We start from the raw sequence: 10,644 nt of genomic DNA, 5'->3' as shown, positions 1-10,644 counted from the left end.
TCCTTATACTCAATACAGACGCCCCGCTCTGGCCGACCGAACAAAACAACGATCCCCAAACAACCCGATAACCGATACATAACGTCTCGTTTTCAATCCTGACCGTCTCAATATGGAACACAATCATAAAACAATACCCCGCGATCCGATCCGATGCAGCACTCTTTTTTCCATTAACATCGACAAATCCACAAAAAAAAAGCGGCTTTGCAGCCGCTTTTTTTCCTGATCAGGTGTCCCCCATTACACCTGATCATCCTCACGGGCGTGAGGAATTTCATCATTACATATACAAACTTCGTGCCAAACCATCGATATTAACAACCAAGCTATTTAATTATATAGAGTTAACGCATCACAACAAAAAAAACATCGAACACTCGGACAGCAGGAACTGTCTCACTTTATGAATAATAATGTCTCATAACAGGACATATCGTAACAATATGAGACACCTGCAAACTGAAAACGGTTCGGAACAACTACAACAACGGCTCTTCATGGGTAATGCAATGTATGGCCCCGAGTCCCCATATGAGATCGGAACAATCAATACCGACAACCCTTCTGTCCGGAAAACAATCCTGCAGCACCTGAAGGGCAATACGGTCGCGCCGGGAACGATAGGTCGGTACCAGAACGACCGACGTTGCTATATAGAAATTTGCATAGCTTGCCGGCAGGCGTTCTCCTTCATAATAAACTGGTTCCGGCATAGGTAATTTCACAATATCGAGAGGACGGCCGTCAAGGCCGGCAGAGGCTTGCAGTCGCTCATAATTATCGAGAAGAGGCCCATAGTTCTCATCCCCGGAATCATCTTCCACCGCGGTCACTATGGTGGTTTCATGCACAAAACGCGACATATCGTCAACATGACCATCGGTATCGTCTCCTGCAATACCCTCGCCAAGCCAGATGACCTTCTCGGCCCCGAGATAGTTCCGAAGCTGTCCCTCGATCTCTTCGCGATTCATCGAGGGATTCCTGTTGGGATTGAGAAGACATGCCTCGGTCGTCAGCAGCAGCCCTTTGCCGTTCACGTCGATCGCGCCGCCTTCGAGCACCATACCCGTCGATACGACAGGTAAATTCTGAATCGCTCCGACCCTTTCCGGCACAGCATTGTCATCGTCATACGGTTCGTATTTCCCTCCCCATGCATTGTACTCCCAATTGACGATCACCTTCTCCGTTCGTTCGCCGCAACGCCGGAAAACATAGTTCGGACCATGATCGCGGCACCAGGCATCGTTGGTAGGAATCGGATGAAAAAACACACGCTCCATAACCGCTTCGACATGCCTGTCTGCCTGGATGAGCCTGCGGGCCTCCTCCCGCATCTCCTCGTCGAGCACATTGATATGCACCTCCTCTGAAGTGCTCAGCCACGCGGCAATCTCGGCAAAAACCGCCGGAACCGGCTCGAATCTCCCCGGCCACGACTCAAGCTTGTGCGGCCATGAAAGCCAGGTCGCCTTGTGGGGCGCCCATTCGGGAGGCATGATGTATCTGTAATCTGTCATGGTATGCGATAAGTTACTGTTGATATCTCCGCTGCAGCGAGCTGCCGTATTCTCCGGATACGGTCGAGCACCGGCGGATGGGAGTAGTTGAGATAAACGTAGAGCGGATGGGGCGTAAGATTCGAAAGATTGCTGCGCGAGAGTTTCTTCAAGGCATCGGCAAGCGCCTCTTTGCGATCCACGGTAGCGACAGCATAGGCATCGGCCTCATACTCATGCCTGCGCGAAAGCCCTTGCAGCAGAATGGAGAGCAGAAATTCCGCCGGCGTGTAAAGCAGCATAAAAAAGACGAAGCTGCCGTACACCGAAAGATCCGTCATGAAAAAGGCATCGAAAAGCTCACGGTTATTCATGAAAATCGACAACAGATAAAACATGATGCCGAGATTGAGCATGCCGATTACCATATTGATCACCACATGACGCTTCCTGAAATGCCCGGTCTCATGGGCAAGCACGGCCACAAGTTCGTCCACCGTATGATTGGCGATCAGGGTATCGAAAAGCGCGATCCGTTTTCGGCGACCGAATCCGGTAAAAAAAGCGTTTGCCTTTGACGAGCGCCTTGAACCGTCTATAACGAAAATACCCGAAAGGGGAAAACCCGTTTTCGCGGCATACCCCAGGATCGCCCTCTTCAGGGGCCCATCCCCGAGAGGCTCGAAACGATTGTAAATCGGCATGATCAGGGAAGAAGCGACATACTGCAGCACAACAGAAAACAGCACGAAAGCACCCCATGCCCAAAGCCAGGCTGCCGCGCCGGCAAACGTAAAAAAAGCGAGCAGAAGCGCTATGGCCGGAACGCCGATAATCGCGGCAAGCAGCAGCAACTTGAATATATCGCCGGCAAACACAACCGGTGTGGTCCTGTTGAAACCGAAACGCTCCTCTATCACGAAGGTACGATAAAGAGTGAACGGAAGCGCGACGACATAGTGCAGCGCCATCAAAGCGGCAATGTACAGCACCCCGGTCACAATATCTCCTAAACCGGATTCACGAAGGAAACGATCAAGAAAATCGAAACCGCCGGAAAACCAGAATACAAGAAGCAGCAGAAGGTCAAAAGATGCAGCAGCCATGGAAAACCTGGTGGTAACCCGCAGATACTCCTGCGACTTCCGGTAATCCTCCGGATCATACACCCCCTCGAACTCCGCTGGAAGGTCTCCGCATGACACCCTCAGATTGAGCAGATCGGCAACCGCTTTCAACAGAAACGTCACAAGCAGCGTCACAAGCACCACAACACCGAAACCATTCATAACCGCGCATCTTCAGGAATCCTGTTCAAAAAAAAAGCTCCGTATAACAGAGCCGTAGTAACGGATGCAAAGCGAGTGATACTTCCGGGTACGCAGTGCCCGATACTCCCTCTTCAGGCCCACGGCCCAAGATCTTCAGCGAAAACAACCCTTAACCCTCAGCGCATAACACGTAAACCAATCGTCACTCTTCGATATACCGCCTCTGCAGTTCGCCGTAAGTCTCTATCCTCCGATCTCGCAGAAACGGCCAGTGAGCGCGGTAGAACCCTATCCGGCTGCGGTCGCAGGAAGCCATGAGAATGGCTTCATCCTGATGAGCGGCTTCCGCTATCACCTGGCCGAACGGATCGCTGACGAAACTCTGACCCCAGAACTCGAGTTCCCCCTCAACGCCGACACGGTTCGCCGCGGCCACAAAAACGCCATTGGCAACAGCATGGGAAAGCTGCATGGTTTTCCACGCCTGATGCTGGGCCCGACGCACCTCCTGAGACTCTTCAGACGATGCCCAACCGATAGCCGTCGGATAAAAGAGGATTTCCGCCCCGCGCAGTGCGGTAAGCCTTGCAGCCTCCGGATACCACTGATCCCAGCATATCAGCACGCCGATACACGCATAACGGGTATCGAACACCCTGTAACCCAGATCGCCCGGCGTAAAATAAAACTTTTCGTAAAACCCCGGATCATCGGGTATATGCATCTTGCGATACTTGCCGAGATACCGTCCATCGGCATCGATCACCGCTGCGGTATTATGGTACAGGCCTCTGGCCCTCTTCTCGAACAGCGAAGCCACGATCACCACCTCCAGTTCACGGGCAAGATCCTGCAACCGATCCGTCGAAGGACCCGGAACGGGTTCGGCATAGTCGAACGGCCCGTAATCCTCGGTCTGGCAGAAATAAAGCGTGGTAAACAGCTCCTGAAGGCAGACGATACGGGCCCCCGAAGCAGCCGCTTCCCGTATCTTCAGACAGGCTTTCTCAAGATTATCCCGGGGATCTGCCGTGCAGGATGTCTGCACAAGCGCTATTGAAACAATTTCCGTACTCATCGATCAAAAAAGAATTAAAAAAGAAGTCCCAGAGAAAACAGAATACCATGGATCGTCATCACCTTGCCGGTTCCGGCAAGCACTCCATTGAGATCCTTCCCCTCGGAAGCATAGAGCTTTCTGATCATGCCATAAGCAAGCGGAAAAGAGAGGACGGAGAGCATCCCCCAGGCGGAATAGCCATTGAGCCATACAACCACCGGCATCAGATAGGCCAGAGCCGTCAGCAGCACATACAGTCTTCTTGCATTCTCCCCGCCGATGCGAGCCGGAAGCGTCATCTTCCCTACCGTACGGTCCGTCGCAATGTCGCGGATATTATTGACCAGCAGGATATTGACGGAAAAAGCGCCCGGCGCTGCAGCGGCAAAAAGAACCGGAAAATCAAGACTGAATGCCTGCACATAATAGGTGCCACCGACCGCAACCAGACCGAAAAACACGAACACGAAAATATCGCCAAGTCCCGAATAAGCGATCGGCCAGGGGCCACCCGTATAAGCCCAGGCAAAAAGCAGCGAAAGCACCCCGATAAGAAAAATCGGCCATCCGGCAACATAGACCAGATACATGCCAAGCATGAACACCCCGATCAAAAGACCGGCCGACACCCGAATCATCACCCCTTCGCTGATAATTCCTGCCGCAACGGTCCGCGTCGGGCCAAGTCGATCCGACGTATCCGCACCTTTGCGGAAATCGTAAATCTCGTTGATGAAGTTGGTCGCCACCTGTATGCCAAGAGCGCACACCAGCGCAACAAAAGCCGGAAGCAGGTGGAACTTTCCGTCAGCTGCCGCAAGGGCGCTCCCGAGCACAACCGGCATCGCCCCGGCGGGAAGCGTCTTCGGACGGATGGCGAGCATCCACGCCTGAAACGGAGTAACTGCACCTCCGGGCGAAACGTTACTGCTCATTTCTCTTCTTCTTTGCCATTTTAACGCTGCTGAACGTATGCCTGATCTTTTCCCCGGGCCTGATATAGGTGAGACTGTGGCGGACAGCCATGGCCGCATCGGAAAGGCCTGTCTGGATGATCTTCAGCTTGCCCGGATACCATGCGATGTCTCCGGCCGCATAAAGACCATCAATCGAGGTCTTCATATGGCTGTCCACGACAAGCGCGTTATCGGCAAGCTCGAGATCCCATTCCGCAAGCGGACCGAGATTCGACTTGAACCCGATCAGAATCAGCAGGCGATCGGCTTCGAGTTCGACGACGCTGCCGTTCTTTTTCGACAGCGCCACTCTTTTCAGCACGCCCTCAACCGTCTCTATCGAGAAAACCTCGGAATCCATATACACCCCGATCGCGCCGTTTTCCCGTGCCTCCTCGACCTCGCGGGCCGTTTTGCCATGTCCCTGGAACTCATGCATCCGATGCACCAGCGTCACCCGCTCGGCTGCATGCAGAAGACCCACCGTCCAGTCGAGCGCCGAATCGCCGCCGCCGACGATCACAACCTTCTTACCGGCAAAATCGCTGACATTCCTGACGGAATAAAAAATCGACGACCCTTCGAGATGAGAGACATCGCCGAGCTGAGGCAGGGTTCTGGGCGTAAAGGCGCCAAGACCGGCAGCAAGAAGCAGAGCCCGGGAAATATAGACCTTGCCCGAGACCGTCGTCGTTTCGAACGACCCGTCGTCGAGTTTCCGGTAACGAGCGACAGCCTCGCCCAGCACCACCTCCGGATGATACCGTTCAGCCTGCTTCCAGAGACTGTCGACGAGGCCTGCTGCAGGAACCTCGGGAAAACCGGCAACATCGTAAATATGTTTCTCGGGATAAAGAGCGGCAAGCTGACCGCCAAGCTGCGGCATGCTCTCTATGATACGGCAGGTAATATTGTTCATGCCGCACTGAAACGCGGCGAAAATACCTGTAGGCCCCCCTCCAACGATGGTGAGATCACGAATTTCCTCGCCGCCGCTGTAATAGACTTTATTGAGTGTCATGGCTGTTGATGCCGTTTACGAACATGAATTGCAATGCCCTGTTATTCAGCAGCGCCGCTGCCTGAGGACTTTTTCAGATAGATCATACCTTCAGGATCGACCATACCGTAAAGGATGGTTACCAGCATGCCGGACTCGTCAAGCTCATGAATTTCCACATGGATGGCATCGTACTTCGAAACCTGATTACCGGCATTATCCTTGAAATAAAAAAGCGCCCTGACTCCGCCGTGCGGCGTCTCTCCAATAAACTGATAGGTACCGTCCTCCAGCTCATCAAGAGCGCAGCCGGGAGCCCGGCTCTCGATCGGACATCCTGCGCACTGCGAATAAAAGCCGTCGAGGGAATCGGCGTAATCACAAACGGGAAACTTCATGGCTCCTCCCATGTTTTATCTGCTTAATGGAAACCCTGCATGCGGCGCAACCGCGATATGGCCGGACAGCCAGGAAAATGCGCAGGATCTGACTGGTCGCATGAACAGCCGGAACGGTTAACGGAAAACCCTGCCGGCCGTCAAAAACGCTCATAATATAATACCTTTGGAATTTTGTTGAAGATTTTATGTTTATTCAATTTCCTGAGGGTACCTCTATAAAGTGTGATGAGCGATCAAAGTGCAAGGCGGGCGGAGCGGAAAAACCGGATTGTACACCGCAGTACATGAGGATTTCGAGCACCGACCAACCCGAGCAATTTGGATGCGCAATAACGTTATAGAGGTACCCATGAATGCCGAATCTCGAAACAGAAGCGCCTCATGTTAGCAAAAAGAATCATACCCTGCCTTGACGTCACGGGGGGAAGAGTCGTAAAAGGAATAAATTTCGAAGGTCTCAGGGATGCGGGATCCATTCTCGAACAAGCCCGGTTCTACAACAACGAACTTGCCGACGAACTGGTTTTTCTCGACATCTCCGCATCGATCGAATCGCGACGGACGACGCTCGAAGAAGTACTCAAGGTATCGGGCGAGGTATTCATTCCCCTTACGGTAGGAGGCGGCATCAGCTCCGTCGAACGGGCCCGCGAAGTATTCATGCACGGCGCAGACAAGGTCTCCGTCAATACCGCAGCGGTAGATAACCCCGAACTCATCTCCCGCATCGCCGAAAAATACGGATCCCAGGCCGTCGTGGTAGCCATAGACGTCAAAAAGAAAAACGGACGACATATCGTCCATACCCGTTCAGGAAAAACCCCGACCTCGCTCGAAGCCGTCGAATGGGCACAGCGCGTGCAGGAACTCGGCGCAGGAGAAATACTCCTCACAAGCATGGATCGCGACGGCACACAGGAAGGATACGACAACGACATCCTCTCGAAAGTCTCGACCTCGGTGCATATTCCCGTCATCGCCTCCGGAGGAGCCGGAAACCTCGAACACCTCTACGACGGATTCACCAGAGGAAAAGCCGACGCAGCGCTTGCCGCATCCATCTTCCACTTCCGTCAATACACCATTCGCGAAGCGAAAGCGTACCTGCGGGAACGCGGAATTCCCGTAAGACTCTGAAGAACCGTACCTGCATCCGACAGGAGCGTCTCCCTGAAAAAGCAACCGGACCTACATCCGAACATCGAGCAGAAACTCCCGCTCAAGCAGCGACGGCAACGCTTCAGGCACGACCGGCCGTTCCTCTGTTCCGCCTTCCGACACCACCCTGAAACGCTCTCCGTGAAGCACTTTCTTCCCGGTCGGAGTCTGCAGCACAACCATAAGCGAGCGAACGAAAATCGAATCCGGATGGGTCGAATTAAGATAATTTGCCGGCTCGAAATCCACCCACTCCTGCGGCGAAAGATTGAACTCGTAAAGATTTGACCGCTTACCCTTGCAAACCAGCTGCAGCAGATACTCCCCTTCAGCGCTTCCCGTCAGCCTGAAAGCATCCGTTCCCTGCGGAATATCCCGGTCAAGCCATTCAAGATTAAGAGGTTCCCGGATACCGTAGCTGCCGAAACCAAGATCGAAAAGCCACCGTTCGTCCCCGATGTTCGCAACAATGGCCATATGCGTCCTGGGACGACGCACAGAATAAGTCATGGGACGAGCCGCCACGAACCGGTACGGAACGCCAAGCGCGTCAAGCGCCATGGCAAACACACCGTTCACCTCATAGCAATACCCCCCACGCCTCCTTTTCACGATTTTCGAATATACTTCCTCCGGCACCAGCGAAACCACCTTACCCGCCTGCACATCGAGATTCTCGAAAGGAACAGTATAAAGCTGGCAACGCATCATCTCCCGCAATATCGCAACATCGGCCGCACCATCCCCCCCGAACCCGATGCGATTGAAATACGCCTGAAGATCGAAATTTCCTGCTTTCATAATCCTCTCCCAAACAGATTGGAAACAGAATGGAACAGAATGGGGACGCTCGCAATTACGTAAACTTAAACACACAACTGATCCTCACTACAAAATCTCAGACAAAACTTGATTGCCGACAGGAATACCATCCCTCCTTTAAACCCGCCATCATGAATTATCACATATAGATACCTGATACCTGTGCATCTCGGGATTGCGCACCGTGACACGCCATCCCCGCGGGATTTAAAAAAACGACAGGTTAACCCGCCTCACAATCACGCAAACACTCACTCAGGATACACATCTCTCTGTCTGAAATAATCCGGTTACCCTGTACAGCCGGAGCGATAACAGATACCAGGCAGAAAAGCTCTCACCCGAACACCTTCCGGTACTCCTCTTCCGTCCGCGCATCGGCGCAGGTGATGGTAATGCGCTCGGGAATCGTTGCGAACATGGTGCTGAAGTTATTGACGCACGAAGGCGAAGCGAAGAAGATTTCGTCGATAAAGGCGAAATCGACGCTCTGCTCGAGTTCCTGCGCTCCGTGCCTGTAAACGCAAAGCGGTGTAACCCGGTTGCCGAGCGACTGAAGGCCGCCCTTGAGAAACTCGTCGTGCAGGTTCGAGCCGGGCAGGAGGATGTTCTCGCTCGTGACGGCGTGCTCACGGCAAAGCGCGATGATGTCGCCGCACCCTTCGCTGTCGAGCGTAAGGTCGGCAATAACGCCATACTGCTGCAGTTCGGCGGCGGCGGCCTTGCCGGTGGTGCAGATGCGGTTGTGCGCAAGATGACGGACGTCGCGTCCGGTGTCAAACAGGTACTTGAAAAAATATTTCACCGAAAACTTGTTCTGGAAGAGCAGCACGCTGTAGCTCCGGATATCATCGAACGAACGGCGCACGAGGTCGAGGTCGGCGCCCTCTATCTGCCGGCAGGGGAAGTGCACCATGATGTAATCCCTGCTGCTGTAGCGTTTCGCCTCGCCTCCCGTAATGAGCACCTTCCTTTTTTTCGAATGCCAGTTGTCGGCTATGAACCGGGAGATATTGTCGCCGATGATGAGAAGTGCCGGCGAATAGACCGCCCGCTCGCGCGTTCTGAACTCGTCGAGCGTGCCGGTGAACACCTGCTGGTTGTAGCGCGTCGCATTCTGCACCACGGCCACTTTCGTATCCCCGCTGCGGCCCTTTGCGGCAACCGCGTCGAGCACGTCGTGCACGGTTGATGCCACCATGTAGTAGACCAGCGTATCGGCGTCCGGCACCTGGATGCTGCTGACCGGATGGCCGGTGCAGAATGCAACAGACGAAGATACCTTGCGCATGGTGAGCGGTATTTCGGTGTAGGCACTCGCGCCGTGCGCGGCCGTGATGCCGGGAATGATTTCGTACCCCACGCCGTTTTTACGCAACTCGTCGATCTCCTCTCCTCCCCTGCCGAAAACGAAGGGATCGCCGCCCTTCAGCCGGGCCACTATTCTGCCCTGCAGCGCATGACGCACGATCTCAAGGTTGATCTCCTCCTGCTCGAAGTGGTGGCTGTCCTTGCGTTTTCCGGTGTAGATCTTCTGCCCGTTGAACTGATCGACCAGCTCGAGCGAGACGAGGTCGTCGTAAAGAATCACGTCTGCATCATGAAGCACCCGCCGGGCCTTGACAGTCAGCAGTTCCGGATCGCCCGGTCCCGCGCCGATAATGTAGACATATCCTTTTTTTCCTGTTTCGATGGTTGTCATAGTTGTACTTCTTTATGGGCACCTCTAAAAAGTGTGATGAGCGATCAAAGTGCAAGGCGGACGGAGCGGAGAAACCGGAGTGTACACCGCAGTACATGAGGATTTCGAGCACCTACCAACCCGAGCAATTTGGGTGCGCAATAACGTTATAGAGGTGCCCTTTTCTATTCCGTTTACTGCAGGAGCGTGTCATCCTCGCGCATCATCTCCCTTATTTTATTTCGCCATGCGACCGATTTTTTCACATTCTCCCCGTTCGACGAGACGGTGATGGTCATTTCGTCCTTGCGGATTACCGCCGGCGAAATGAAGCTCGACAGCTCACGGTTATCGACCACGTTCACGAGAATACCGAGCCGTTCGGCGTCCTCCTTTATCTGACGGTTCACCTCCTCGTCGTTCGTGCTCGCATAGACGAGAAAAGCCCCTTCGAGATCTGCTGGCTCGTAACGCTTCACGATTTCGGTAAACCCCTTGCCCTGCAGGTACTGATGAATCTCCGGAGCGAGAATGGTGATGTTCCCGGTGTACTGCTCGACAGTCTGAATCTTGTGCATGGCGATCTTGCCGCCGCCGACGAACAGTATTTTTTTATTGTCGATCCGGACGTTGATCGGGAGAAATACTTTTTTCATTAATGCTCGATTAGCTGGTTAGCTGGTTAGCTGGTTAGCTGGTTAGCTGGTTAGCTGGTTAGCTGGTTAGCTGGTTAGCTGGTTAGCTGGTTAGCTGGTTAGCTGGTTAGCTGGTTAGCTGGTTAGCTGGTTAG

General features: G+C 53.6%; 11 protein-coding genes. 2 read left to right on the top strand and 9 right to left on the bottom strand.

The features are described from left to right. Positions 1 to 482: 482 nt before the first annotated feature. The 6 genes from K4305_RS05425 to K4305_RS05400 form a co-directional block, all read right to left on the bottom strand. A complete protein-coding gene (locus K4305_RS05425; RefSeq protein WP_331561385.1) occupies positions 483 to 1,526 on the bottom strand; it encodes an agmatine deiminase family protein in 1,044 nt (347 codons plus the stop codon). Further along, entirely contained in the window at positions 1,523 to 2,794 is a 1,272-nt protein-coding gene (locus K4305_RS05420) for a M48 family metallopeptidase (protein WP_331561384.1), read from the bottom strand. Before K4305_RS05420 ends, K4305_RS05425 begins: the two co-directional genes overlap by 4 nt. 184 nt (positions 2,795 to 2,978) lie before the next feature. Further along, on the bottom strand, positions 2,979 to 3,854 hold the full coding sequence (locus K4305_RS05415) for a carbon-nitrogen hydrolase (RefSeq protein ID WP_331561383.1): 876 nt from the start codon (positions 3,852 to 3,854) through the stop codon (positions 2,979 to 2,981). Between the two features lie 14 nt (positions 3,855 to 3,868). Further along, a complete protein-coding gene (locus tag K4305_RS05410; protein ID WP_331561382.1) occupies positions 3,869 to 4,771 on the bottom strand; it encodes a 1,4-dihydroxy-2-naphthoate polyprenyltransferase in 903 nt (300 codons plus the stop codon). After that, positions 4,761 to 5,813 carry an NAD(P)/FAD-dependent oxidoreductase gene (locus tag K4305_RS05405; RefSeq protein WP_331561381.1) on the bottom strand — a complete coding sequence of 351 codons (1,053 nt, stop codon included), beginning with the start codon at positions 5,811 to 5,813 and terminating at the stop codon, positions 4,761 to 4,763. Before K4305_RS05405 ends, K4305_RS05410 begins: the two co-directional genes overlap by 11 nt. A 41-nt stretch (positions 5,814 to 5,854) precedes the next feature. Further along, complete coding sequence (locus K4305_RS05400; protein WP_331561380.1) at positions 5,855 to 6,190, bottom strand: hypothetical protein; 336 nt, start codon at positions 6,188 to 6,190, stop codon at positions 5,855 to 5,857. Here K4305_RS05400 and K4305_RS05395 point away from each other — a divergent pair. Further along, positions 6,189 to 6,311 (top strand): hypothetical protein, encoded by a 123-nt coding sequence (locus tag K4305_RS05395; protein WP_331561379.1) that lies wholly within the window; start codon positions 6,189 to 6,191, stop codon positions 6,309 to 6,311. The genes K4305_RS05400 and K4305_RS05395 overlap by 2 nt on opposite strands. A gap of 263 nt (positions 6,312 to 6,574) precedes the next feature. Further along, positions 6,575 to 7,330, top strand: a complete 756-nt coding sequence (gene hisF / locus K4305_RS05390; RefSeq protein ID WP_331561378.1) for an imidazole glycerol phosphate synthase subunit HisF — start codon at positions 6,575 to 6,577, stop codon at positions 7,328 to 7,330. 51 nt (positions 7,331 to 7,381) lie between these two features. Here hisF and K4305_RS05385 read toward each other — a convergent pair whose 3' ends face one another. The 3 genes from K4305_RS05385 to K4305_RS05375 form a co-directional block, all read right to left on the bottom strand. Then, on the bottom strand, positions 7,382 to 8,152 hold the full coding sequence (locus tag K4305_RS05385; protein WP_331561377.1) for an arylamine N-acetyltransferase family protein: 771 nt from the start codon (positions 8,150 to 8,152) through the stop codon (positions 7,382 to 7,384). A 358-nt stretch (positions 8,153 to 8,510) separates the two neighbouring features. Beyond that, positions 8,511 to 9,875: a uroporphyrinogen-III C-methyltransferase gene (cobA, locus tag K4305_RS05380; RefSeq protein WP_331561376.1), complete on the bottom strand. Its 1,365-nt coding sequence runs from the start codon at positions 9,873 to 9,875 to the stop codon at positions 8,511 to 8,513. A 173-nt stretch (positions 9,876 to 10,048) separates the two neighbouring features. Further along, positions 10,049 to 10,510 (bottom strand): precorrin-2 dehydrogenase/sirohydrochlorin ferrochelatase family protein, encoded by a 462-nt coding sequence (locus K4305_RS05375; RefSeq protein WP_331561375.1) that lies wholly within the window; start codon positions 10,508 to 10,510, stop codon positions 10,049 to 10,051. Between the last annotated feature and the right edge of the window lie 134 nt (positions 10,511 to 10,644).

Origin of the sequence: Chlorobium sp., from assembly GCF_036528655.1 — a bacterium.
Classification (GTDB): Bacteria; Bacteroidota; Chlorobiia; order Chlorobiales; family Chlorobiaceae; genus Chlorobium.
Note: the sequence above shows the minus strand (reverse complement) of the source record. Positions and strands in the feature narration are given on the sequence as shown.

Bases quoted from the DNA above. Each gene is read 5' to 3' on its own strand.
- K4305_RS05395 (WP_331561379.1), top strand. From the start codon at position 6,189: ATGGCTCCTCCCATGTTTTATCTGCTTAATGGAAACCCTGCATGCGGC.
- K4305_RS05375 (WP_331561375.1), bottom strand. From the start codon at position 10,510: ATGAAAAAAGTATTTCTCCCGATCAACGTCCGGATCGACAATAAAAAA.
- K4305_RS05385 (WP_331561377.1), bottom strand. From the start codon at position 8,152: ATGAAAGCAGGAAATTTCGATCTTCAGGCGTATTTCAATCGCATCGGG.
- K4305_RS05420 (WP_331561384.1), bottom strand. From the start codon at position 2,794: ATGAATGGTTTCGGTGTTGTGGTGCTTGTGACGCTGCTTGTGACGTTT.
- K4305_RS05405 (WP_331561381.1), bottom strand. From the start codon at position 5,813: ATGACACTCAATAAAGTCTATTACAGCGGCGGCGAGGAAATTCGTGAT.
- K4305_RS05425 (WP_331561385.1), bottom strand. From the start codon at position 1,526: ATGACAGATTACAGATACATCATGCCTCCCGAATGGGCGCCCCACAAG.
- hisF (WP_331561378.1), top strand. From the start codon at position 6,575: ATGTTAGCAAAAAGAATCATACCCTGCCTTGACGTCACGGGGGGAAGA.
- K4305_RS05415 (WP_331561383.1), bottom strand. From the start codon at position 3,854: ATGAGTACGGAAATTGTTTCAATAGCGCTTGTGCAGACATCCTGCACG.
- cobA (WP_331561376.1), bottom strand. From the start codon at position 9,875: ATGACAACCATCGAAACAGGAAAAAAAGGATATGTCTACATTATCGGC.
- K4305_RS05410 (WP_331561382.1), bottom strand. From the start codon at position 4,771: ATGAGCAGTAACGTTTCGCCCGGAGGTGCAGTTACTCCGTTTCAGGCG.
- K4305_RS05400 (WP_331561380.1), bottom strand. From the start codon at position 6,190: ATGAAGTTTCCCGTTTGTGATTACGCCGATTCCCTCGACGGCTTTTAT.